This is a genomic window from Enterobacter cloacae complex sp. P42RS, assembly GCF_014930595.1.
Lineage (GTDB): Bacteria > Pseudomonadota > Gammaproteobacteria > Enterobacterales > Enterobacteriaceae > Enterobacter > Enterobacter bugandensis.
Genome location: NZ_JADBRK010000001.1, coordinates 564,848 through 588,349, shown reverse-complemented (window position 1 = coordinate 588,349; position 23,502 = coordinate 564,848). Strand labels below are relative to the sequence as shown.

The following is a 23,502-nucleotide window of genomic DNA, read 5'->3' as shown; positions in this document are numbered from 1 at the left end:
ATAAATTATGGCTCAACTTTCTCTGAAACATATTCAGAAAATCTATGATAACCAGGTCCACGTGGTTAAGGATTTCAACCTCGAAATTGAAGATAAAGAGTTTATTGTTTTCGTCGGTCCGTCGGGCTGCGGTAAATCCACGACGCTGCGAATGATTGCCGGTCTTGAGGAGATCAGCGCGGGTGAACTGATTATCGACGGCGTGTGCATGAATGACGTGCCTGCCAAGTCGCGTGATATCGCGATGGTATTCCAGAACTATGCGCTTTATCCGCATATGACGGTCTACGACAACATGGCGTTTGGCCTGAAAATGCAAAAAATAGCGCCCGCGGTGATTGAAGAACGCGTGAACTGGGCGGCGCAGATTTTAGGGTTACGCGAATACCTGAAGCGTAAACCTGGCGCTTTATCGGGTGGTCAGCGCCAGCGCGTGGCGCTGGGCAGGGCGATCGTGCGCGAAGCGGGCGTCTTCCTGATGGATGAGCCGTTATCCAACCTCGATGCCAAGCTTCGCGTGCAGATGCGTGCTGAAATCAGCAAGCTGCACCAGAAGCTTAACACCACCATGATCTATGTTACGCACGACCAGACGGAAGCCATGACGATGGCGACCCGCATCGTGATCCTGAAAGACGGCATCATTCAGCAGGTGGGTGCGCCGAAGCAGGTCTACAACGAGCCGGCCAATATCTTTGTCGCAGGGTTCATTGGCTCTCCGGCAATGAACTTCATTCGTGGCGCTATCGACGATCGCTATTTCGTAACGGAAACGCTGCGTCTGGAGGTCCCTGAGGACAAGCTGGCCGAGTTGAATGCGCAAGGTTACCAGCGTAAAGCGGTCGTCTTCGGGATCCGTCCGGAAGACATTCTTACCCTGCAGAGCAGCGGAGAAGATATCGCGGCGAAAGTCAGCGTCGCTGAGCTTACCGGTGCCGAATTTATGCTTTATGTCACCGTGGGCGGACATGAACTGGTTGTCCGCGCAGGCGCGGCCAATGACTACGTAGCCGGAGATACTATCGGCATTCAGTTCGATATGAATAAGTGCCATTTCTTCGACGCCGATACCGAAGCGGCTATTAGATAAGAAAGGTGTTTGCCGGAAATGCAAATTTCCGGTTTTTTTGTTTGTTAATTATAAAGGGAATATTTAATGAGTACTCTACTAAGAAGTGCTGCGCTCGTTCTGTGCGCAGGGGTTAGCTGCGCGCAAGCAACAGAACCCGCAAAGCAGTGGGCGTTTAATATCGGGGCAATGTATGAAATTGAAAACGTCGAAGGTCAGGGCGACGATAAAGATGGATTATATGAACCCTCCGTATGGTTTAATGCAACATGGGATGCCTGGACAATCTCTCTGGCAATGTATCAGGAAGGACCGGTTGATTATAGCAGTATGACGCGTGGCACCTATTTCGATCGCCCTGAATTTGAATTGCGCTATCGCTTTATCGGCACCGATGATTTTACGTTCGGTCTGACCGGTGGCTTCCGCAATTATGGTTATCACTTTAAAGATGAACACGGCGCCAAAGACGGTAGCGCTAACATGCAGCGCTACAAAATTCAGCCTGACTGGGATATTAAATTAACCGACGACTGGCGCTTTGGCGGCTGGTTTGCCATGTATCAGTTTGCCAACGATCTCGATAAAACCGGTTATTCTGACAGCCGCGTCGAGACCGAAACGGGCTTTACCTGGACCATCAACGAAACGTTCTCTGCGAAAGTAAATTATTATTTAGAGCGCGGCTTCAATATGGACAGCTCACGTAATAACGGCGAGTTTTCTACCCAGGAAATTCGTGCCTACCTGCCGATTTCGTTAGGCCAGACGACGTTAACGCCTTATACCCGTCTGGGACTCGATCGCTGGTCAAACTGGGACTGGCAGGACGATCCTGAGCGTGAAGGACATGATTTCAACCGTCTGGGTATGCTGTACGCCTATGATTTTAACAACGGTTTATCCATGACGCTGGAATATGCCTACGAATGGGAAAACCATGACGAAGGTGAGAGCGATCGCTTCCACTACGCGGGTGTCGGCGTGAACTACGCGTTCTGATCATGATTTACCAGGGGCGATTGCCCCTGGTTTTTAGCGCAAGGACGCCGCATCCGAAAAATGCGTATCAACCAAAATCTTATGCGGCGCAGGTTTACCCGCAATACGCTTGAACAACACGTTGCAGCTCTCTTCGCCGAGCTTTCTTGTCGGAATATCAAACCCGCCTGGCGCAGGGGTTAAAACGAGAGACAGCATCGGATCGCTGTAGCCTGCCATAACAACCTGCTCGGGAACCATCAGATTTAACTCATCCGCTGCACGATATAGACCCAACAATTTCATACTGTCAGTAGCAAAAACGGCATTGGGCGGGTTGTCAGACGAGAGTAATTTGCAGGCTGCCTGGAGCGCGCTTTCATGGGTATATCCGCCATCAATAACCCAGTCCGGGTTAATGGCGATACCCTGCTTCTCAAGGCTGGATTTATAACCCGCAAGGCGATCGATAGAAACGTGATAATCGAGCGGGGCATGCAGACAGGCAATTTTTGTTCGCCCATGTTTAATAAACGAATCGACCAGAATAGCGCTGTCGTGAAAATTGTCCGTATCAACAGAATAAATATTCTGGAACTTTCCTTCTACTTTTCCAATAACCACCACGGGCACACCGTATTCGTCCAGCGTGGTGAAAAAAGATTCGTTTGCGGGTGAACTGAGCATGATGATCCCTTTGATCATCTTCTGCTTTATTTTTCCCACGCACTTCTGCAGATCGTCCTCACTGCTTTTCGAGGTTTGTAAAATAACGTCAAACCCTTCGTCTTCCGCTTTTGCCGTAATGGCGTGAAGAACATCGGAGAAAAAAGGGTTACCGGCAGTAGTTTTGGTCGAGCGGGTCGAAATAACCATAATGGCATCAAAGCCAGAAGAGGTCAGGGCGCGGGCCAGTTTGTTGGGCTGATAATTTAATTCGTCTATCGCCTTAAGCACTTTGTCTCGCGCTTCAGGGGAAATATTCGTTTGTTTATTCAGAACGCGGGAAACGGTTGATTTCGATACGCCCGCAACCCGTGCGATATCATAGATGGTGGGTGACATACACCTTACTCACTCCGGACTGACAGCAATGTCGTTCATCTTACTGGAGAGAAAACGGCAATAGCAATAAATAAGAATTGATAATCAACGATCTGCCCCCATTTATTGTATTCTGAAGCCATACATTCCTGGCTTCCGGGCAATGAAGGATGGCGATGAAGCGATTTAAGAACGAACTCAATTCACTGGTGAACCGCGGCGTTGATCGACATCTGCGTCTGGCCGTTACCGGCCTGAGCCGCAGCGGTAAGACGGCGTTCATCACCGCGATGGTAAACCAGTTGCTGAACCTGCACGCCGGCGCGCGGCTGCCGTTGCTCAGCGCCGTGCGCGAAGAGCGTCTGCTGGGCGTTAAGCGCGTCCCTCAGCGTGATTTTGGCATACCGCGTTTTACCTACGACGAAGGGCTGACGCAGCTTTACGGCGATCCGCCCGCGTGGCCGACGCCAACGCGAGGCGTCAGTGAAATTCGCCTTGCGCTGCGCTTTCGTTCTAATGAATCGCTGATACGTCACTTTAAGGATACCTCAACCCTGTATCTGGAAATCGTCGATTATCCCGGCGAATGGCTGCTCGACCTGCCGATGCTGGCGCAGGACTACCTCAGCTGGTCCCGCCAGATGACGGGCTTGTTGCAAGGGCAACGCGCAGAGTGGTCAACGAAATGGCGACAGCTGTGCGAGGGCCTTGATCCGCTGGCGCCTGCGGATGATAACCGTCTGGCGACCATTGCTGAAGCCTGGACGGACTATCTGCATCAGTGCAAACAGGAAGGGCTGCACTTCATCCAGCCGGGCCGTTTTGTCTTGCCGGGTGATTTAGCAGGCGCGCCCGCGCTGCAGTTCTTCCCGTGGCCGGATGTGGACGGCGCAGGCGAGTCGAAGCTGGCACAGGCCGACAAACACACGAATGCCGGCATGCTGCGCGAGCGTTACAATTACTACTGCGAAAAGGTGGTCAAAGGTTTTTATAAAAACCACTTTTTACGTTTCGACCGCCAGATTGTGCTGGTGGATTGCCTGCAGCCGCTCAACAGCGGGCCGCAGGCATTTAACGATATGCGCCTCGCGCTGACGCAGCTGATGCAGAGTTTCCACTACGGGCAGCGGACGCTGTTTCGTCGTCTGTTCTCACCGGTGATCGACAAGCTACTGTTTGCGGCCACAAAAGCCGATCACGTTACGGTCGATCAGCACGCCAACATGGTTTCTCTGCTGCAGCAGCTGGTGCAGGACGCCTGGCAAAACGCCGCGTTTGAAGGCATCAGTATGGATTGTCTTGGGCTCGCATCGGTGCAGGCGACCCAAAGCGGCCTGATTGACCTTAACGGAGAGAAAATACCAGCATTACGCGGGAATCGACTCAGTGATGGCGAGCCGCTTACCGTCTATCCCGGCGAAGTGCCCGCGCGGCTGCCGGGCCAGGCCTTCTGGCAGAGCCAGGGCTTCCAGTTTGAAGCCTTCCGCCCTCAGAACATGAGCGTCGATCGGCCGTTACCGCACATCCGTCTGGATGCGGCGCTGGAGTTTTTGATTGGAGATAAATTGCGATGACGGAACCGTTAAAACCGCGCATAGACTTTACCGGAACGCTTGAGCCCGAGCGTCAGGACGCCTTTAAAACGGCGCAGACGTTCAGCGGCGCGCAGGCGGAGAACTTTGCCCCGGCGCTGCCGGACGATCCCGCCGTCGAAGACGGTCCGGCGGAGGCGGCCGTGGAAGCCGCTCTGCGTCCTAAACGCAGCCTGTGGCGCAAGATGGTCACCGCCGGTCTGGCGCTGTTTGGCGTCAGCGTGGTCGGGCAGGGCGTGCAGTGGGCGATGAACGCCTGGCAAACCCAGGACTGGGTTGCGCTGGGAGGATGTGCCGCGGGCGCGCTCATCGTGGGGGCGGGCGTCGGGTCGGTTGCCACCGAGTGGCGCCGCCTCTGGCGTTTGCGACAGCGTGCGCACGAGCGCGATGAAGCGCGGGATCTCCTCCACAGCCACGGCACTGGCAAAGGCCGCGCCTTCTGTGAAAAACTGGCCAGCCAGGCCGGTATCGATCAGTCGCATCCGGCGCTCCAGCGCTGGTACGCCGCCATCCATGAAACCCAGAACGACCGGGAGGTGGTCACGCTCTATTCCCATATGGTTCAGCCGGTGCTGGATGCCCAGGCGCGGCGTGAGATTAGCCGCTCGGCGGCGGAATCCACGCTGATGATTGCCGTCAGCCCGCTGGCGCTGGTGGATATGGCCTTTATCGCCTGGCGTAACCTGCGCCTCATCAACCGTATCGCGAACCTTTACGGCATAGAGCTGGGTTACTACAGCCGGCTCAGGCTGTTCAAACTGGTCCTGCTCAATATCGCCTTTGCGGGCGCGAGCGAGCTGGTGCGCGAAGTGGGAATGGACTGGATGTCGCAGGATCTGGCGGCGCGTCTTTCAGCCCGTGCAGCCCAGGGCATTGGCGCGGGCTTGCTGACGGCGCGTTTGGGTATCAAAGCGATGGAGGTGTGCCGTCCGCTGCCGTGGATTGATGGCGATAAGCCGCGGCTGGGGGATTTCAGGCGTGAACTGATCGGTCAGCTGAAAGAAACGCTCAATAAAAAACCGTCTCCTTAAGGCTTTGTTCACTAATCGTGCTGGCTGTCAATATTTGTTGACAGCCATCTTCCGGTTCACCGAGTTCTGACATATCATTTTAACGTTATTGGCTTAAAACGGTGAATTTCCCATGCGTCTTGAAGTCTTCTGTGAAGACCGTCTCGGTCTTACCCGCGAATTACTCGATCTTCTTGTTTTACGTAGCATTGATTTACGTGGCATTGAGATCGATCCTGTCGGGCGAATTTACCTCAATTTTGCCGAAATTGAATTTAACACCTTCAGCAGCCTGATGGCGGAAATCCGCCGTATCGCTGGCGTTACGGATGTACGCACCATCCCCTGGATGCCCTCCGAACGTGAGCACCTCGCCCTGAGCGCGCTGCTTGAAGCGATGCCCGAGCCGTTCCTCTCTTTGGATCTGAAAAGTAAAGTCGAGCGCGTTAACCACGCGAGCTGCCAGCTTTTCGCGCAGAGCCAGGAGAAGCTCAGCAGCCACCACGCCGCGCAGCTGATCCCCGGTTTTAACTTCCAGCGCTGGCTGGACAGCAACCCGCAGAATACACACAGCGAGCATGTGGTGATTAACGGGCAGAATTTCCTGATGGAGATCACACCGGTCTATCTGAAAGGAGAAGGAAATAGTCGCGTATTGACCGGGGCGGTGATCATGCTGCGCTCGACGCTACGCATGGGGCGCCAGCTGCAAAACCTCTCCAGCCAGGACGTTGGCGCATTCAGCCAGATTATTGCCGTCAGCCCGAAAATGCGCCACGTGGTTGACCAGGCGCGCAAGCTTGCCAGCCTTACCGCGCCGCTGCTGATTACCGGCGATACCGGTACCGGGAAAGATCTGCTGGCGCACGCCGTGCACCTGGCAAGCCCGCGTGCGGCTAAACCATATCTGGCGCTTAACTGTGCCTCTATTCCAGAAGATGCCGTCGAAAGCGAGCTGTTTGGACACGCGCCGGAAGGCAAGAAAGGGTTCTTCGAGCAGGCCAACGGCGGCTCCGTGCTGCTGGACGAGATCGGCGAAATGTCGCCGCGTATGCAGGCTAAACTGCTGCGTTTCCTGAACGACGGTACCTTCCGCCGCGTCGGTGAGGATCACGAAGTGCATGTGGACGTGCGCGTCATTTGCGCCACCCAGAAGAACCTGGTGGAGCTGGTGCAAAAGGGGATTTTCCGCGAAGATCTCTATTACCGCCTCAACGTCCTGACGCTGAACATTCCACCGCTGCGCGATTGTCCGCAGGACATCATGCCGCTCACGGAGCTGTTTGTGGCCCGCTTTGCCGACGAGCAGGGCGTTCCACGTCCGAAACTGTCGGCAGATCTCGGCACGGTGTTAATGCGCTACGGCTGGCCGGGCAATATTCGTCAGCTCAAAAACGCTGTTTATCGCGCGCTGACCCAGCTGGAAGGGTATGAACTGCGCCCTCAGGACATTCTATTGCCGGATTACGACGCCGGAACGGTATCGGTAGGCGAAGAGGCGATGGAAGGGTCGCTGGATGATATCACCAGCCGCTTCGAGCGCTCCGTGCTGACGCAGCTGTACCGCAGCTACCCCAGCACCCGCAAACTTGCAAAACGGCTTGGCGTCTCGCATACCGCGATTGCGAATAAGTTACGTGAGTATGGATTGAATCATAAGAAAGGTGACGAATAACAAAAAGCCTCTGTAAAGAGGCTTTTTTATGCTTATTCCTTCGCCAGCGGCGTGGTCACGATCTCTGTTTTTGTCTCGCCCTGAATCGACGCAATCCTGCTTTCGACGTCCTTCACCTGCTGCGCGCTGTGTAGCAGGGTATAGGTCAGGTCAAATTGAGCGCTGGCGCCTGGTTGCAGCTGCTTAACCCGCTTCTGCTTGCGTTCAATGGTGACGGGGTAGGCGTAGCTGGTGCCTGGCTCAATCCCCGTGACATAGCCCTGTTTTGGCGTATCGGTATTTTTCCACAGGGTCAGCACGGGCAGCTGGCGGGTATCAAACTGAATTGACGCGCCTTTGTCACCGGCTTTATTCACCACCGCCGCGAGGGTTTCATGGTTGCTGTCCGCAAGCGGTTTGATGTTAAAGACCATCTCATCAAAGCCTTTTGTCGGCCCGGCGTAGGTTTGCCAGTCGTTAACGCCCGCTTTCGCGTAATCATTGAACGGGCTCACGCTTGCCGCCGGGGCAAGGAAGCGCGCGCCTTCTTCGAGGACAGGCGCCCCGAAGTTGCTGTGGTAGATGATCTGATAGTCATGAGGGTAATCGGCATGGTTCGTCAGAACGTCATGCAGGCTGAACTGGTTGGTTCCTGGAACGTAACGCAGTTCGGTCATGGTTTGCAGATCCGCTTTTTTAAAGGTGCTTTCTTTGATGAGACCGCGAATACGAATTTCATGCGGGGCAGCATCCGCAATTTCAACCTCCACCTGGGATGCCGGTGTATTCCCCGCCTTGCCATGCAGGGTGTAAATCTGGCCGTCAGCGGTGACCGGGTGCCCCGTCCATTCGTAGCCACAGCGGACCATCATCTCGTTGAAACCTTCCAGCCAGCCAAGTCCGTTTCGGCTTTCCAGATTAATATACGCCGGGTTAACGACCTCTTTAACGGGGGAGTTCCAGCCCAGCCTGGTGCCAAAGCCCTCTACATGCAGAAGGTTCATCCCGCGCGTCGGGCTTAAGGTGATGGTCAGGCCGTTTTTACTGCTAATAACGATCATTTTACTGCCTTCCTGCTTGCCGCCGTGCAACACTTTTTGCTCAATGCTGAACGTTCGATCGTTAATTTTCAGCTCATCGCTGGAAATCTTCCAGTTTCCTTTTTCCACGCTGCTTTCAGCGCTTGTCAGCACCCAGGTTTTTGCTGCGGCATGGCCCGAAACCAGTACCGAAAGGAGCGTTAAAGCCAGTTTTATTTTCATATTTATCCCTTTTTGCTGAAACGATTATTTAACTTCGTAAGCAAATCTAATGTTTTGGCGATAAGGGAAATGTGATGCGCTTCACTGAGGGTAAATTCAGGGTTGTTTAACGATCAATATGCGGGTCTGATCGCTATTTTGCTGAATTCTTGAAACTGAATTGCGTTAATTTTGCGACGCAAGCTCATTATTGATTTAACGATTCAGCTAGGAATTAATAAAAAACCCCGCCATAGCGAGGTTTTGAAAAAGCGGTATAGAATGCTAAGTAATGATTATGCTTTCAGCTTTTCCAGCGCGGCGGTGTAATCCGGCTCGGTAGTGATTTCATTAACCAGTTCGCTGAAGATGACAGTGTCGTTTTCATCAAGAACCAGTACCGCGCGTGCTGCCAGGCCTTTCAGAGGGCCTTCAGCGATGCTGACGCCGTAGTTTTCGAGGAAATCCGGGCTGCGCAGGGTGGAGAGGGTGATAACGTTGCTCAGGCCTTCAGCACCGCAGAAGCGAGACTGGGCGAACGGCAGGTCAGCAGAAATGCACAGCACAACGGTGTTGTCCATTTCAGTTGCCAGCTGGTTGAACTTACGCACGGATGCGGCGCAAACACCGGTATCAATGCTCGGGAAAATGTTCAGCACTTTGCGTTTGCCCGCAAACTGAGCCAGTGTGACGTCAGACAGATCTTTAGCCACCAGAGTAAAAGCCTGCGCTTTGCTGCCAGCCTGCGGAATGGAACCTGCAACAGCAACCGGGTTGCCCTGGAAATGAACGAGTTGTGACATAGATATCTTCCTGTTTACATATAGTTAACGTCGGGGCTAGTGTATGCCATCCGCGGATAACACGGCAAACCAAATTTTTTCGCCTTTCCGGGCTGCAAGGAGTCAGTGATGAGAAGCGTTAAGGTCTATGAAGAAGCCTGGCCATTGCATACCCCGTTTGTGATCTCCCGCGGCAGCCGAAGCGAAGCCAGCGTGGTGGTCGTTGAAATCGAAGAGGACGGTTTTAAAGGCGTAGGGGAGTGTACGCCTTACCCGCGCTATGGTGAAAGCCTCGCGTCAGTGATGGCGCATATCATGACGCTGGTGCCAGACCTGCAAACCGGGCTCACGCGCGAGGCATTACAGCATCGTTTGCCCGCCGGGGCCGCACGTAACGCCATTGATAGTGCGCTCTGGAGTCTGGAGGCGGCGAAACAGCAGCAACCCCTGACAGCATTGCTGGGCGTGGCGCTGCCGGAATCGGTCGCTACCGCGCAAACGGTAGTGATTGGCGAGCCGGAACAGATGGCCGCCAGCGCCAAAGCGCTTTTTGACGCCGGGGCCCGGCTGCTGAAGGTGAAGCTCGACGATCGTCTGATTAGCGAGCGGATGGTCGCCATTCGCGCGGCGGTACCCTCAGCCACGCTGATTGTTGATGCAAATGAATCATGGCATCCAGAAGGGCTGGCCGCCCGCTGTCAGCTGCTGGCCGACCTGGGGGTGGCCATGCTGGAGCAGCCTCTGCCAGCAAAAGATGACGCGGCGCTGAAGAACTTTATCCATCCGTTGCCCGTTTGTGCGGATGAAAGCTGTCATACCCGCGCGAGCTTGAGCGAGCTGCAGGGCCGCTACGAGATGATTAATATTAAGCTCGACAAGACCGGCGGGCTGACAGAGGCGCTGTCCCTGGCGGCAGAAGCCCGGGCGCAAGGTTTTTCACTGATGCTGGGCTGTATGCTCTGTACGTCCCGGGCAATCGGCGCGGCGCTACCGCTGGTCAATCAGGTCCGTTTCGCCGATCTGGACGGCCCGACGTGGCTGGCGGTTGACGTCTCTCCCGCGCTCCATTTTACCAGCGGCGTGCTTCATCTCTGAGGCTGCCAGCGTAAAAGATCCACCATGGCTTTTAAGTATTTTTCGCTGGCCTCGTCGGAGGAGATCGGCGGGAATTCAGCGGTTATGCAGGGCAGGCTCAAATCGGCGCACCAGCTACCGAAGGAGCCTGGCGTTTCATAGCCCACGCTGGTCACGAGCGGCAGGGCGAAAGCGTCTGCCAGCCACGCGCCAAGCTCGGAGTGACGCGGATCTTCAATACAGGCCAGCGGATCGTGGAAGGAGACCACCCACGCGGGATGGATCTTATGGATTAGCTGGCACAGCGCCTGGGTTTCCGGCTCTGAGCCCGGCTTATCTCCCGTTAGCAGAACCACATCACGCTCCTCGGCGGAGCTGTTCCAGCGATACACCGTTTCCCCTGCGCGCCAGTTTGCTGCCGGAAAATTACGGTTTAAGTCAACGCCTCGCGCATTGGCGCGAAGACCCAGCTGGCAGCCGTCCGGGTTAACCGCCAGAATCACGTGATGACGTCGCAATGAAGCCGTCAGCGTCCGCAACGCGCAGGAAAGCGTCACGATGGAGGAGTTTTCATCCCCGTGCGTGCCGGCAAGAATCAAGCCGCTTTCGCGGTCTGCGTCGGGGGCGGGGAACCAGATCAGCGATGCGCCTAAAAAGGAGCGGCCATATTGCTCAGCGCCCGGCGGAAAGGCGCCGCGTTCCGCTCTCGGTCGGGTGGTTGCCATACGAAATCCTGATAAAGAAGTCACTACTGGCAGTGTTGTGCAAAACCCGCTGTTAATCAAATAGTTTCCGTAATGGCAAAGAATTGCCTTAAATCACTATTCAGGCGTAAGTTATTTGCATTTCTCTTTGTCGAAACAAATAATTACGCATCTGCTTAATACCTGAATTCATTAAAGGGGATCTTATGAAGCATCCTGTTTCGCGTCTTTTTGCCGCACTGTGCCTGTGCGGGCTCTCTTCACTTTCTTTCGCAGCTGACGTGCCGCAGGGCACTGCGCTGGCGCAAAAACAAGAGCTGGTCAGGCATATTAAAGACGAGCCGGCTTCGCTGGACCCGGCGAAAGCCGTGGGGTTGCCAGAGATTCAGGTGATTCGCGATCTCTTTGAAGGCCTGGTTAATCAGAATGAGAAAGGGGAGCTGACGCCGGGCGTGGCGACACGCTGGCAGAGCAACGATAACCGTGTCTGGATGTTTACCTTACGCGATGACGCGAAATGGTCCGACGGCTCCCCTGTCACCGCCCAGGATTTTGTCTACAGCTGGCAGCGTCTGGTTGACCCGAAAACCACCTCTCCGTTTGCCTGGTTTGCCGCGCTGGCGGGAATTAATAACGCTCAGGCCATTATTGACGGTAAAGCCGCGCCCGATACGCTGGGTGTGACGGCGGTGGACGCCAGAACGTTACGCGTTCAGCTGGACAAACCGCTGCCGTGGTTCAGCAACCTGACGGCGAACTTTGCTTTTTATCCAGTACAAAAAGCTAACGTCGAAAGCGGTAAAGAGTGGACGCGGCCGGGCGCGCTGGTGGGGAACGGGGCTTACGTTCTGAAGGATCGCGTGGTGAATGAAAAACTGGTTGTGGTGCCCAATACGCACTACTGGGACAATGCCAAAACGGTACTGCAGAAGGTGACCTTCGTGCCGATTAATCAGGAATCGTCGGCGACCAAACGCTACCTGGCAGGGGATATTGATATTACCGAATCGTTCCCAAAAAACATGTATCAGAAGCTCATGAAGGACATTCCGGGGCAGGTTTATACGCCGCCTCAGTTGGGAACGTATTACTATGCGTTTAACACGCAAAAGGGCCCAACTGCCGATGCCCGCGTCCGTCTTGCGCTGAGCATGACTATCGACCGTCGCATTATGGCGGAAAAGGTGTTAGGCACGGGAGAGAAACCCGCCTGGCACTTTACGCCTGACGTGACGGCAGGGTTTACCCCGGACGCCTCGCCGTTTGAGCAGATGTCGCAGCAGGAGCTGAACGCCCAGGCCAAAACCTTGCTGCAGGCTGCAGGATACGGTCCTCAGCGCCCGCTAAAGCTGAACCTGCTGTATAACACTTCGGAAAACCACCAGAAAATCGCGATTGCGGTGGCCTCCATGTGGAAGAAAAATCTCGGTGTGGATGTCAAACTGCAAAACCAGGAGTGGAAAACCTACATTGATAGCCGTAACACCGGCAACTTTGATGTGATCCGCGCTTCATGGGTGGGCGACTACAACGAGCCATCAACGTTCCTGTCATTGTTGACCTCCACTCACAGCGGCAATATCTCCCGCTTTAATGACCCTGCCTACGATAAGATCGTCCAGCAGGCGACGCGGGAAACCACCGCGAAGGCGCGCAATGCGGACTACAACATGGCGGAGAAAATCCTTATGGAGAAGGCGCCCATCGCGCCAATTTATCAGTACACTAACGGTCGCCTGATTAAGCCCTGGGTGAAGGGCTACCCCATCAATAACCCGGAAGACGTGGCATATAGCCGGACGATGTATATTGAAAAGCACTAATCAGTACCGGTTGCCTGTTAACGCAAGGTAACCACGGCTAAACCAAAAGCTGGCGCAGCTGACAGCGCCAGTTTTCATTAGCGTCCTGAAAGGATATGTCCTCAAATGACGGTCTTTAGCCATGACGCTATATCCTGGGTCGGCAGGTTATTCTGTACATTCCAGGTATCTTTCATCGGCCACCATACACCGTCTCCCCTGGCGAAGGCCGTGCGATAGCCTGTCATCGTATCATCCGGTTTCAAACGCAGCTCATCCAGTAGCGCAGAGAGGGGTAATACGTCTTTAGTGAACGTTTGGCCGGTCACACGTTCAACGGTTTCTGCCAGTTTTCCGTATGAGGTTGTTTCACCTGCGACAAATATCACTTCATTTACGATCCGCGGCTGATGCAAATAAATTTCGGTGGTGAGTCGGCCAATATCCGCAGGTGATGTCACGGTGACCTGTGTGTCCCATCCTCCGAGCGCATTAATGGTTTTTTCGGATAAATTCACCACATCAAATGCCGGTTCGAAGAGAAAACTGGTAAACATACCGGTTGAAACAATCACCCATTCCGTCGCGTTCTGTTCCCGCAAAAGCGTCCTGACATCATACTGCTCGTCCCAGACGGGCTGACCGCTCCCTTTGCCTACCACATCGTAATTCACGCCAAACTGCCAGGGAAAATAGCGTTTAACGCGAGCCTCCAGTACCGCGCGAGTAATCTTTATCTGTGTTCCCGCGCCAGCGACAAACCCCATGCAGTTGATAACAGTATCAAAATCCGCGAAGTGGTTTTTTAACGCGTCAATAGTGCTGGCAGCGACATCGACAGAGATAAATTTGGCCCCTGCATCAGCCAGTTTTTGATGCGTTTCGGACTGAAGCTTACCCCGGCTGTCCCAGGAGCCGGGCGATACGATAACGGAGACAGCGCCGTCGCGCTGCGTGACTGCCGGAACCAGATACTCCAGCACGGCAGCGCCCAATTGTCCTGCACCAAGCACTAATGCTTTTTCGCCTGTCTTGATATCACGTTCTTTCATACTGAGCCTCTCTTTGTTAAATCGCTTGATTACTTCAACTTAAGCAAGGTTATGTCAGATGGCTGCATTCGATAAGACGACAAGCATAAGTTAAACTGTTCGTAAAAATGGGATAATCGATCTTTTCAGGCGCGGTGGGAATATGGATAAACTGGAATCAATGCGGGTATACGTTTGTGTGGTCGAGACCCACAGCTTCGCCAGGGCGGCAGAAGTGCTGGGGCTACCGCGCTCAACCGTATCGCGGGTCGTTAAGGAGCTGGAGACATACCTGGGCATTCAGCTTTTACAGCGCACCACCCGGAAACTCAGCGTGACCGCAGAAGGCCGACGCTACTATGACGAGAGCAAACGGCTGCTGACGGATATTGCGACAATGGAGTCTTCCTTTCCCGGCAGATCCGCGCAGCCAAGAGGCCGTTTTAAAGTCGGGATGCCGCAGTCTCTCGCCCGACATTGCATTCTTCCCAGTCTCCCTGAATTTCTCCGCCAGTATCCCGAGCTGGAGCTGATACTCTGTTCCAGCGATAACGTGGAGGACATTATTCAGGAAGGGTATGACTGCGTGATCCGCACCGGGAGGATAGAAGATTCAACGACGCTGGTCGCGCGCCCTCTGGCGAACTTCAGATGGGTTGTTCTGGCTTCTCCGGGCTATATAGCCGCCTGTGGTAAGCCGGAAAATCTCGACCAACTGGAAAAGCATTACGCAGTCGGCTACCTGAACCACCGCACCGGGCGTACCATTGACTGGTTTTTTACGCGTGATGACGGCGATTGTGCAATCCGCATGAAAGAGACGCTGATCGTTGATGACACCGACGCCTATATCCAGGCCGGAATTCAAGGGCTCGGATTAATTCGCGTGGCCAGCTATCTGGCTGAGCCGTATCTGAAGAGCGGGGCGTTGGTTCGCTGTATGGAGGACGTCTCTTTCGATTTACCGCTTTCGCTTGTCTATCCACAAAACCGCTATCTCCCGCCTTCGGTACGCGCCTTTTATGACTGGAGCAGAGCGGTGCTACACCAACATGGTGACTGACGGACGAAAACCCTGATTTTGCTTAATAGCCGGAAATAAAAAAAGCCCGTCAGAGAACGGGCGAAATAAGCAAATGATTTAGTGATTCGTTATCAACATTGTTGGAGGATAACGCCGCGTATCTTACGTGGCTGAGGGCAATGCAGATACCTGACAAATTCGGTAGGTGAAACAATAAATTAAACGTGCACTACAGTGCGTCAAAAGTGGGGTAGAGACTGTTTTCCAGATATTCAACGAAAAACCAAATCTCACCGCTGAAAATAAACCATAAGCCAAATATAATAAGCAATAAAATAATTAAGGTGAGTATTATTTCTGTCTTTCCCATTGTTGCCACAACCCACCCGTCGTTAATTTACTTAAGCTGGGCATTGTAGCGGGGCTTTTCACGATACTCCAGTTTCATGCCGCAAGGACTTTATTACGCCCATCGTTTTTGGCGCGATAGAGCGCATCGTCGACACGTTTAAACAGCGCGTCAATACTCTCTTCCGGGTCATGCCGAGCCACGCCAATACTGACGGTAAAGCGTGGTAAGCCTGGGAGGGTAATATGGGTGACCGCCGCACGGACGGATTCGGCAATCTTCAGCGCCGTTTCGAGAGACGTACGCGGCAACAGGATGACAAACTCTTCACCGCCCCAGCGGAACACCAGGTCATCTTGTCTGCTGCAGGCTTCCAGCGTTCGGGAGAGGGCGATGAGCACCTCATCACCCTTCAGGTGACCAAAGAGGTCATTGATATTTTTAAAATGATCGGTATCCACCAGCAGCAGGCTAAATTGCTGCTGGGCGGAGAGGTGGCTCAGGTTGGTTTGGTCGATAACGTTATAAAACTGACGTCGGTTGAGTAACCCCGTCATCGAGTCACGTAATGCAGCATTTTCCAGCTCCTGCTCAAGCCTCTTTTGCTCAGTGATATCATGGATTATGCACAGCATCAGTTTGTCACCGTAGATTTCAATGGGCCCCGCGTAGGTCTGGACGTGGCGGGTGGTGCCATCGGCAAGGCGGTGAATAAAATTAAGCGGCTTATGTCCGCCGGGCAGCGCAGCAATCTCCGTCATGATGGGCATGACGCCTCTGCCAAGCGTGTTAATTTCCCAGGTGTGCTTCCGGCACATCTCATCATGTGAATAACCGTAAAAGCTGAGCGCGGCCAGGTTTGCATCGACAATTTGCCCGTCACGGGCAGGATCGATTAGCAACATTGGTGCGCTGTTGGTCAGGAAAAAGCGGGCGTAAAACCCCTGTTTTTTGCGTTGATAGGTTGCGGAACGGCTGGCTTTCAGGCCTGAGGGGGCGTGCGAAGAGATTCCTTCGAAAACGATAACATCACCATCCGGCGTGACGTGGGTGAGGGAGAGGCGACAGCTTATCGGTACGTCCTGCCCGCCCCGGCTAACTGTCCAGATCTCGACAATATCGTGATCGTTCTTCAGTTCAGGAACATACATTGACAGTACGGTTTGCGCACTTGCAGAACAGGACCCTTTACGCAGGTCATTCAGCGTTTTATTACCCGTTAGCTGTATTGCGGCCACATTTGCAAAAATAATCTGTTCCGAAACAGGAGAAATGAGCCACACGGGCGTTTTAATTGCATTAAGCGCATCAAAACTATTTTGCGACATAGTATTTTCCTGTTCATCGGCACGATACGCCTGGCAATCATGGCAGAACTGACCCGCATGTACTCCCTTGAAACATACTCTACTCAATCCCGTCAGGCATGATTTTTTTGTGAAATAAATTCGGGGTCCGTTTGAATTTTACTTATGGGTATAATTTGTTTGTCTGAGTTTTTTTGTAGCAGCAGCCACGGAACCTGTTCAGCGGGCAAGGGGCGGGAGAAAAGGTAGCCCTGGAGATAGTCACAGCCGAGGCTGGTCAGTATTGCCTGCTGTTCGTCCGTTTCAATCCCCTCGGCAACGACAGTCATCTCCATGGTGCGGGCAATATTAATAATGGTTTCCACCAGCTTGCGGCTTTTTTCATTTCCCAGCATAGAGGACACAAAGCTCTTGTCGATTTTAAGCTCTTTTGCCGGAAGAACGCTCAGCATCAGCAGGTTGGAATAACCCGTGCCAAAATCATCAATAGAGACGGTGATCCCCACATGGTTAAAGGCGTTGAGCAGCTCGATGCTGCGGTCGAGATTTTTTAGCGCGGTACTCTCCGTGACCTCCAGGATCAGCCTTGAGGGCGACAGTTTATATTTATCCAGCATGGACGATACGATGTGAAAGATATCCGGCTGTTCGAACTGAATAGGTGATAAATTGAGTGATAACGTCCACTGGCTGAAACCTTGTTCAGTCCAGAAATGAAGCTGCCGACACGCGGCTTCAATAGCCCAGTTGCCAACCGGAATAATCAAACCCGTTTGTTCCAGAGTGGGTAAAAACAGACCTGGCAGCAAAACGCCTTGCTCCGGATGCCGCCAGCGCAGAAGAGCCTCAAAACCGTGGATCGTCTTATCTTTAGCATGCCAGGTTGGCTGATACCACAGTTCAAACCGATCGCTTTCCAGCGCCTGATAAAGTTCCTGCAGAAAACCCGGCTGCGCCGGAACCGCCGTTGACATCTCAGGGCGGTAAAACGCCCAGCCGTTACGACCTTCTTGCTTAACGTGGTGTAAGGCGGCATCCGCCTTAAACTTCAGTTCATGCAGCGTTTCGCCATCCTGAGGATAAAGGCTTACACCCGCACTGAGGGTGGTACTCAGCGTATGTCCGCAAAGGGATAGCGGACGGCGCATATCCGCGAGCAGCGTCGTGAGCAGGGTAGTGAGCTTTTCTTCGTCGCATTCGGGAACCAGCAGGATAAAGGCATCCCCACCCAGCCTGGCCAGCGTCATCTCACGGGTAAGTAGGGAGGTGATGCGCTGGGCAATGGTAATTAATAACTCATCACCGACGCTGTGGCCCCAGGTATCATTCACGCGTCTGAAGCGATCGACATTCAGAAAAATCACGGCAAATTGTTTGTTACTTAGCAAGGCGCTGTGCAGACAATTCTGCATTCGGATATCCATCTGCTGGCGGTTTGCAAGGCCGGTGGGAGCGTCAAAGCGAACCTGTAGCTCAAGCTGACGGTTGAGTTGGCGCAGATTGTCCGTCAGACGGCTGGTCCGCCAGTGCGAATCGATAAGCGAAATAATTAACATCATGCCGAGCAGGGAGAGCGTGGTGACGGAAACCCAGATGGATAACCCCAGCTCGCTGACCCCGCCGGGGAGCGTATGCGCCATCTCATGGAAATGCGCGGCGCTCATGCCCGTAAAGTGCATCGCGCAAATGGCAGCGCCCATGACTAACGCGGCGAGAATGCGAGTCACAAAGACCCCTTTGTGCTTATCTCTAAGGCGAAAAGCCAGCCACAGCGCCACGCCGGAGGCGACCACGGCAATCATCACGGACACACCCACAATGCGCCGATCCCAGAGGATGCTTCCTTCCAGCATCAACGCGGCCATGCCGATATAGTGCATAGCGACCACGCCAGCGCTGAGGATAACCGTGGCGAAGAACAGCCGAAAGGGAGAGAGGTGTTTGCCCGTAACGGCAATATTTATTGCTATCGTGGAGGCAACGATCGCCACGCCGAGAGACGCAAGGGTTAGCCATAGGTCATAGCTCATCATCATCGGCATTTGCATCGACAGCATACCGATGAAGTGCATTGACCAGATCCCGATGCCCAGCGTGATCCCGCCGGCAATGCGCCAGAACAGAGCCGCTTTACGGCTGGAAAGGGGAATTTTCCCGGCGCTGTCCAGGGCCACAAAGGAGGCGATAAACGCCACCAGATAAGAGACAGCGATCAACACAGGGTCCCACGATATATTGAGCATTATGCAATCCCACGCCTGAGAGGGTTACCGATTTTGCCGGCCGGCACGTCTTTATCTGGCAACGAACATGCGCATTCAAACCATATTAGTTATTTATCGTGGAAAATAGCCACTTATATAAAAGGTCAAACTTACCCGAAATATAAAATATATTCTTTATGTTAATACATTAAGTACTGCTAAACATAGCCGATAGATTGTAGCAAAGCGTCTTAAATATGTGTGCATATGGACCGTTGTACCGCAGATAATGGTATCGCTTCAGGGGGCTTTGGACCAGCAATACAGCATATGGGGCATGACATTTCTACTAAAACCCCTTTTTTATCTGACTTAAGTTAAATACAGGGTGGGTAACGGCGAAACGAGAAACCAGCGTATTATGTGAGGACAAACGCAAAAGTGAATGCTATAAATCTAAATGCCGACCAAAATATAAGTTGTGGGTAAAATCATGCTAAGAAATATTAGTGTCAGGACCTTCATTGCCTGGTTCCTGCTGTGCCTGTTTTTAGTGAATGCAGGTATCGTTGTTCTATTTTCCAGCAATCTTCCTCTTTTCGTTTCGATTAATCTGGTCAATTTCGTTGGATTATTTTTGCTCTGGAGTTATATGACGAAGTTTCTTGTGACGCCGATCAATACTGTGAAAAAAAGTATTGAAGAAGTGACCGCAGGCAACTTAGGCGTCTCTATCCCCGAGTTTGGCAATAACTGCGCGGGGCGATTAATTCCCGGGATTAATACTCTTTCCAGCAACATCGCTACGCTGGTGCGTGAGATCAGGGCATCATCACAAAACGCCATGGCCTTGTCGGATCAACTCTCTTCCCGCAGTGCTCAGCTCTCGGTGAAAACAGAGCAACAGTCTGCGTCTCTGGTGCAAACTGCGGCAAGCATGGAGCAGATGGCGGCAAGTACCCGAAACAATGCCGATAATACCCGGCTGGCGAGCGAGCAGGCGAATGCCGCGACGCTGCAGGCGCGTAAGGGCGGAGATCTGATGGAACAGGTTGCCAGCAATATGCAATCCATTACCGAGTGCGCGCAGCAGATGACGGAAATTATCTCCCTGATCGACGGGATTGCATTCCAGACGAATATTCTGGCGCTTAATGCGGCCGTCGAGGCCGCGCGGGCGGGCGATCACGGGAAAGGGTTCTCCGTGGTCGCAGAGGAAGTCCGAAACCTGGCTCACCGCAGCGCCGAGGCGGCGAAAAACATCAAAACGCTGATTGACGTTACCAGTAGTAATGTCACCCAGGGTGCCAGCGTTGTGTCGGAAGCGGAGAAGAATATGCGTGACATCGTGACCGGCTCCGGCAACGTCAGCCGGTTAATGGACGAAATTTCTACCTCAACCGCAGAGCAGGAGAAGGGCATTTCCCAGATCACGCTGGCGCTGTCCGAACTGGAGCGGGTCACGCAAAGCAACGTGGCGATGGCGGAGGAGCTCAACGGTTCCTCTGATGTGCTGCGTAATCAGGTGATCGAACTGCAGACGCGGACCCGAAATTTCAGGCTGGACCAGGGGCACCCCTCGTCACCAGTAGCCAGCCCTGTTTCGTACCATCAGCTCCCCGAGCACTCTCATTGACAGCTTCCCGAAGCCTGGCATGACAGGCTTTTTTATTCCCAAAATATAGCGTGTACAATTCCTGAGCGATTTCAGCGCGATGCGAAACATAGTTGTTGCTTAACCCCTGATGGAAGCTAGACTGACATCGAAAGAGCCAAACAGGGGAGGCGCTGTGGAGAGCATTAAAGGATCCGAACTTAACGTTCCTGACGCAGTTTTTGCGTGGGTGCTGGACGGTCGCGGCGGTGCCCGACCGCTGGAAGATGATGATGTCATTGATAAAGAGCATCCCTGCTGGCTACATCTGAACTATACCCACCCGGACAGCGCTGACTGGCTGGCCTCGACTCCGCTGCTGCCTAACAACGTACGTGATGCGCTGGCGGGGGAAAGCCTGCGGCCTCGCGTAAGCAGGATGGGTGACGGGACGCTTATCACCCTGCGCTGTATAAACGGCAGCACGGATGAACGTCCCGATCAGCTGGTTGCAATGCGCGTCTATATGGACGATGGGCTAATTGTTTCCACACGTCAGCGTAAGGTTCTGGCGCTGGATGACATTGTGAACGACCTCAAAGAGGGGACCGGACCGGTTGACTGCGGCAGCTGGCTGGTGGACGTCTGTGACGCCCTGACCGATCATGCGAGCGAATTTATTGAAGAGCTGCACGATAAAATCATCGACCTGGAAGATAATCTGCTCGATCAGCAGATCCCGCCGCGCGGCTTTCTGGCGCTATTGCGCAAGCAGCTGATCGTGATGCGTCGGTATATGACGCCACAACGGGATGTGTATGCCCGTCTGGCCAGTGAAAGACTCAACTGGATGAATGACGATCAGCGCCGCCGGATGCAGGACATTGCTGACAGGCTGGGCCGCGGGCTGGATGAGATCGATTCCTGTATCGCCCGAACGGCGGTGATGGCGGATGAAATCGCACAGGTGATGCAGGAGTCGCTGGCGAGAAGAACCTACACGATGTCCCTGATGGCGATGGTCTTTTTACCCAGCACATTTCTGACAGGGCTTTTTGGCGTCAATCTGGGTGGTATACCCGGCGGCGAATATCGGTACGGCTTTACCGCGTTTTGCGTCATGTTAGTTGTTTTGATTGGTGGTGTTGCATGGTGGTTGCATCGTAGTAAATGGCTGTAAATTTACGATTTTTTCACCTTTTTCGAGGATTAAAACGCTCTTTTAATTGAGCAAAGTCAATAAACATCACCCCCGTAAGGTGCAATATTACTCCCGCAGGTGAATGCAACGTCAAGCGATGGGCGTTGCGCTCCATATTGTCTTACTTCCTTTTTTGAATTACTGCATAGCACAATTGATTCGTACGACGCCGACTTTATAGTCGGCTTTTTTTTGCCTCCTGTTTCTCAGCGTCTACCCTAAAAGGGACGACAGCAAATCCTGGAGGGAAAGATGAGCATTTTACTCGCTCTGCTACTGCAACACGCGCGTCAGTCCGATCCTGTCCCCACCGATCCCGTGCCGATGCCCGATCCCATTCCGCGTCCGCAGCCGATGCCAGACCCGCCGCCGGACGAAGAACCGATTAAATTGTCGCATCGAACCCCGAGATCTGCGAGGATACGCGCCATCTGACCGTAAAGATGACCACGAGAGATTATTGTGACCGCTTTTTCTACCCTGAATGTTCTGCCTGCCGCCCAACTCGACAACCTCAACGAGTTGGGATACCTCACGATGACGCCTGTTCAGGCGGCCGCGCTGCCCGCTATCCTTGAAGGCCGGGATGTGCGTGTGCAGGCGAAAACGGGCAGTGGGAAAACGGCCGCTTTCGGTCTTGGTCTGCTGCAGCATATTGACGCGTCGCTGTTTCAGACCCAGTCACTGGTCCTGTGCCCGACCCGCGAGCTGGCAGACCAGGTCGCGGGTGAACTGCGTCGCCTGGCGCGTTTCCTGCCCAATACCAAGATCTTAACCCTCTGCGGTGGGCAGCCGTTTGGCGCACAGCGCGATTCGCTCCAGCACGCGCCGCACATTATTGTCGCGACGCCCGGCCGCCTGCTTGATCACCTGCAAAAAGGCACCGTTTCGCTCGATGCCTTAAGCACGCTGGTGATGGACGAGGCGGACAGGATGCTGGATATGGGCTTCAGCGATGCCATTGATGAAGTGATCCGCTTCGCGCCGGCCGGGAGGCAGACGCTGCTGTTCTCTGCGACCTGGCCTGAAGCCATCGCCGCGATCAGTGGTCGCGTGCAGAATAATCCGCTCACCATTGAGATCGACAGCGTCGATGCTCTGCCGGCCATCGAACAGCAGTTCTTTGAAACCTCGCAGCAGGGAAAAATCCCGCTCCTGCAGAAACTGCTGAGCCAGCACCAGCCTGCGTCATGCGTGGTGTTCTGTAATACCAAAAAAGACTGCCAGGCGGTTTGTGATGCCCTGAATGCGGTGGGGCAGAGCGCGCTGTCGCTGCACGGCGACCTGGAACAGCGCGATCGCGATCGGACGCTGGTGCGCTTTGCTAACGGCAGCGCGCGCGTGCTGGTGGCGACCGACGTGGCCGCCCGCGGTCTGGACATCAAATCCCTTGAACTGGTGGTGAACTATGAACTGGCCTGGGACCCGGAAGTGCACGTCCATCGTATTGGTCGTACCGCGCGCGCCGGAAACAGCGGCCTGGCCATCAGCTTCTGCGCACCGGAAGAGGCGCAGCGTGCCAATATTCTTGCTGAAATGTTGCAGATCAAGCTGAACTGGGTGAACGCGCCGGGCAGCATCAAACTCGTGCCGCTGGAGGCCGAAATGGCGACGCTGTGCATTGATGGCGGCAAAAAGGCCAAGATGCGACCGGGGGATGTGCTGGGCGCACTGACCGGAGATGTGGGGCTGGAAGGGGCGGATATCGGGAAAATTGCGGTTCATCCGGCACACGTGTACGTGGCGGTTCGCCAGGCGGTTGCGCATAAGGCGTGGAAGCAGCTGCAAAACGGCAAGATTAAAGGCAAAACCTGCCGCGTACATCTGCTGAAATAAGGC

20 protein-coding genes are annotated in these 23,502 nt (G+C 53.9%); 12 read left to right on the top strand and 8 right to left on the bottom strand.

Going from position 1 to position 23,502, the window contains the following annotated elements; all coding sequences use genetic code 11:
- The first annotated feature begins 7 nt into the window (after positions 1-7).
- Positions 8-1,090, top strand: coding sequence for an ABC transporter ATP-binding protein (locus tag IM314_RS02705; RefSeq protein ID WP_193358174.1), 1,083 nt, complete (start codon positions 8-10; stop codon positions 1,088-1,090).
- 66 nt (positions 1,091-1,156) lie between these two features.
- The gene (locus IM314_RS02700) at positions 1,157-2,071 is read left to right on the top strand and encodes an OmpG family monomeric porin (RefSeq protein ID WP_193358175.1); all 915 of its coding nucleotides are present in this window, start codon (positions 1,157-1,159) and stop codon (positions 2,069-2,071) included.
- 33 nt (positions 2,072-2,104) lie between these two features.
- Here the strand turns inward: IM314_RS02700 and IM314_RS02695 are convergent, their stop codons facing one another.
- A complete protein-coding gene (locus tag IM314_RS02695) occupies positions 2,105-3,115 on the bottom strand; it encodes a LacI family DNA-binding transcriptional regulator (protein ID WP_048956150.1) in 1,011 nt (336 codons plus the stop codon).
- 155 nt (positions 3,116-3,270) lie between these two features.
- Here IM314_RS02695 and IM314_RS02690 point away from each other — a divergent pair, with 155 nt between their 5' ends.
- The 3 genes from IM314_RS02690 to tyrR all read left to right on the top strand — a co-directional run bounded on the left by IM314_RS02690 (position 3,271) and on the right by tyrR (position 7,371).
- Positions 3,271-4,668, top strand: a complete 1,398-nt coding sequence (locus IM314_RS02690) for a YcjX family protein (RefSeq protein WP_193358176.1) — start codon at positions 3,271-3,273, stop codon at positions 4,666-4,668.
- A complete protein-coding gene (locus tag IM314_RS02685; protein ID WP_193358177.1) occupies positions 4,665-5,717 on the top strand; it encodes a YcjF family protein in 1,053 nt (350 codons plus the stop codon). The genes IM314_RS02690 and IM314_RS02685 overlap by 4 nt, the downstream gene beginning before the upstream one ends.
- A 112-nt stretch (positions 5,718-5,829) precedes the next feature.
- A complete protein-coding gene (tyrR, locus tag IM314_RS02680) occupies positions 5,830-7,371 on the top strand; it encodes a transcriptional regulator TyrR (protein ID WP_028013361.1) in 1,542 nt (513 codons plus the stop codon).
- 32 nt (positions 7,372-7,403) lie between these two features.
- Here tyrR and IM314_RS02675 read toward each other — a convergent pair whose 3' ends face one another.
- Complete coding sequence (locus IM314_RS02675) at positions 7,404-8,612, bottom strand: aldose 1-epimerase family protein (protein WP_193358178.1); 1,209 nt, start codon at positions 8,610-8,612, stop codon at positions 7,404-7,406.
- 275 nt (positions 8,613-8,887) lie between these two features.
- Positions 8,888-9,394: a thiol peroxidase gene (gene tpx, locus IM314_RS02670; RefSeq protein ID WP_028013359.1), complete on the bottom strand. Its 507-nt coding sequence runs from the start codon at positions 9,392-9,394 to the stop codon at positions 8,888-8,890.
- 108 nt (positions 9,395-9,502) lie between these two features.
- On the opposite strand from tpx, the gene ycjG reads away from it, so the two are divergent.
- The gene (ycjG, locus tag IM314_RS02665) at positions 9,503-10,468 is read left to right on the top strand and encodes an L-Ala-D/L-Glu epimerase (protein ID WP_193358179.1); all 966 of its coding nucleotides are present in this window, start codon (positions 9,503-9,505) and stop codon (positions 10,466-10,468) included.
- On the opposite strand, the gene mpaA is transcribed toward ycjG, so the two are convergent.
- Positions 10,459-11,172: a murein tripeptide amidase MpaA gene (mpaA, locus tag IM314_RS02660; RefSeq protein ID WP_193358180.1), complete on the bottom strand. Its 714-nt coding sequence runs from the start codon at positions 11,170-11,172 to the stop codon at positions 10,459-10,461. The genes ycjG and mpaA overlap by 10 nt on opposite strands.
- A gap of 185 nt (positions 11,173-11,357) precedes the next feature.
- Here mpaA and IM314_RS02655 point away from each other — a divergent pair, with 185 nt between their 5' ends.
- On the top strand, positions 11,358-12,974 hold the full coding sequence (locus tag IM314_RS02655; RefSeq protein WP_041909706.1) for an ABC transporter substrate-binding protein: 1,617 nt from the start codon (positions 11,358-11,360) through the stop codon (positions 12,972-12,974).
- A gap of 101 nt (positions 12,975-13,075) precedes the next feature.
- Here the strand turns inward: IM314_RS02655 and IM314_RS02650 are convergent, their stop codons facing one another.
- A complete protein-coding gene (locus IM314_RS02650; RefSeq protein ID WP_193358181.1) occupies positions 13,076-14,005 on the bottom strand; it encodes an aromatic alcohol reductase in 930 nt (309 codons plus the stop codon).
- Positions 14,006-14,147: 142 nt separating this feature from the next.
- Here IM314_RS02650 and IM314_RS02645 point away from each other — a divergent pair, with 142 nt between their 5' ends.
- The gene (locus tag IM314_RS02645) at positions 14,148-15,047 is read left to right on the top strand and encodes a LysR family transcriptional regulator (RefSeq protein ID WP_041909711.1); all 900 of its coding nucleotides are present in this window, start codon (positions 14,148-14,150) and stop codon (positions 15,045-15,047) included.
- Between the two features lie 190 nt (positions 15,048-15,237).
- On the opposite strand, the gene IM314_RS02640 is transcribed toward IM314_RS02645, so the two are convergent.
- The 3 genes from IM314_RS02640 to IM314_RS02630 all read right to left on the bottom strand — a co-directional run bounded on the left by IM314_RS02640 (position 15,238) and on the right by IM314_RS02630 (position 18,907).
- Positions 15,238-15,378 (bottom strand): Ecr family regulatory small membrane protein, encoded by a 141-nt coding sequence (locus tag IM314_RS02640; protein WP_032644880.1) that lies wholly within the window; start codon positions 15,376-15,378, stop codon positions 15,238-15,240.
- 74 nt (positions 15,379-15,452) lie between these two features.
- Positions 15,453-16,685, bottom strand: a complete 1,233-nt coding sequence (locus tag IM314_RS02635) for a sensor domain-containing diguanylate cyclase (protein WP_188245583.1) — start codon at positions 16,683-16,685, stop codon at positions 15,453-15,455.
- A 92-nt stretch (positions 16,686-16,777) separates the two neighbouring features.
- On the bottom strand, positions 16,778-18,907 hold the full coding sequence (locus IM314_RS02630) for a bifunctional diguanylate cyclase/phosphodiesterase (protein WP_193358182.1): 2,130 nt from the start codon (positions 18,905-18,907) through the stop codon (positions 16,778-16,780).
- Positions 18,908-19,361: 454 nt separating this feature from the next.
- On the opposite strand from IM314_RS02630, the gene IM314_RS02625 reads away from it, so the two are divergent.
- The 4 genes from IM314_RS02625 (at position 19,362) to dbpA (ending at position 23,499) form a co-directional block, all read left to right on the top strand.
- Positions 19,362-20,504: a methyl-accepting chemotaxis protein gene (locus IM314_RS02625; protein ID WP_060571758.1), complete on the top strand. Its 1,143-nt coding sequence runs from the start codon at positions 19,362-19,364 to the stop codon at positions 20,502-20,504.
- Between the two features lie 154 nt (positions 20,505-20,658).
- Positions 20,659-21,642, top strand: a complete 984-nt coding sequence (gene zntB, locus IM314_RS02620) for a zinc transporter ZntB (RefSeq protein WP_028013350.1) — start codon at positions 20,659-20,661, stop codon at positions 21,640-21,642.
- A gap of 291 nt (positions 21,643-21,933) precedes the next feature.
- On the top strand, positions 21,934-22,098 hold the full coding sequence (locus IM314_RS21920; protein ID WP_305143948.1) for a hypothetical protein: 165 nt from the start codon (positions 21,934-21,936) through the stop codon (positions 22,096-22,098).
- Positions 22,099-22,125: 27 nt separating this feature from the next.
- Positions 22,126-23,499, top strand: a complete 1,374-nt coding sequence (gene dbpA / locus IM314_RS02615) for an ATP-dependent RNA helicase DbpA (protein WP_047365000.1) — start codon at positions 22,126-22,128, stop codon at positions 23,497-23,499.
- The last annotated feature ends 3 nt before the right edge of the window (positions 23,500-23,502 follow it).

Coding starts and splice junctions, on each gene's coding strand:
- IM314_RS02655 (WP_041909706.1), top strand. CDS start 11,358: ATGAAGCATCCTGTTTCGCGTCTTTTTGCCGCACTGTGCCTGTGCGGG.
- ycjG (WP_193358179.1), top strand. CDS start 9,503: ATGAGAAGCGTTAAGGTCTATGAAGAAGCCTGGCCATTGCATACCCCG.
- IM314_RS02675 (WP_193358178.1), bottom strand. CDS start 8,612: ATGAAAATAAAACTGGCTTTAACGCTCCTTTCGGTACTGGTTTCGGGC.
- IM314_RS02650 (WP_193358181.1), bottom strand. CDS start 14,005: ATGAAAGAACGTGATATCAAGACAGGCGAAAAAGCATTAGTGCTTGGT.
- IM314_RS02685 (WP_193358177.1), top strand. CDS start 4,665: ATGACGGAACCGTTAAAACCGCGCATAGACTTTACCGGAACGCTTGAG.
- IM314_RS02695 (WP_048956150.1), bottom strand. CDS start 3,115: ATGTCACCCACCATCTATGATATCGCACGGGTTGCGGGCGTATCGAAA.
- IM314_RS02700 (WP_193358175.1), top strand. CDS start 1,157: ATGAGTACTCTACTAAGAAGTGCTGCGCTCGTTCTGTGCGCAGGGGTT.
- IM314_RS02635 (WP_188245583.1), bottom strand. CDS start 16,685: ATGTCGCAAAATAGTTTTGATGCGCTTAATGCAATTAAAACGCCCGTG.
- IM314_RS02645 (WP_041909711.1), top strand. CDS start 14,148: ATGGATAAACTGGAATCAATGCGGGTATACGTTTGTGTGGTCGAGACC.
- IM314_RS02705 (WP_193358174.1), top strand. CDS start 8: ATGGCTCAACTTTCTCTGAAACATATTCAGAAAATCTATGATAACCAG.
- tyrR (WP_028013361.1), top strand. CDS start 5,830: ATGCGTCTTGAAGTCTTCTGTGAAGACCGTCTCGGTCTTACCCGCGAA.
- IM314_RS02630 (WP_193358182.1), bottom strand. CDS start 18,907: ATGCTCAATATATCGTGGGACCCTGTGTTGATCGCTGTCTCTTATCTG.
- mpaA (WP_193358180.1), bottom strand. CDS start 11,172: ATGGCAACCACCCGACCGAGAGCGGAACGCGGCGCCTTTCCGCCGGGC.
- IM314_RS02690 (WP_193358176.1), top strand. CDS start 3,271: ATGAAGCGATTTAAGAACGAACTCAATTCACTGGTGAACCGCGGCGTT.
- tpx (WP_028013359.1), bottom strand. CDS start 9,394: ATGTCACAACTCGTTCATTTCCAGGGCAACCCGGTTGCTGTTGCAGGT.
- IM314_RS02640 (WP_032644880.1), bottom strand. CDS start 15,378: ATGGGAAAGACAGAAATAATACTCACCTTAATTATTTTATTGCTTATT.
- IM314_RS02625 (WP_060571758.1), top strand. CDS start 19,362: ATGCTAAGAAATATTAGTGTCAGGACCTTCATTGCCTGGTTCCTGCTG.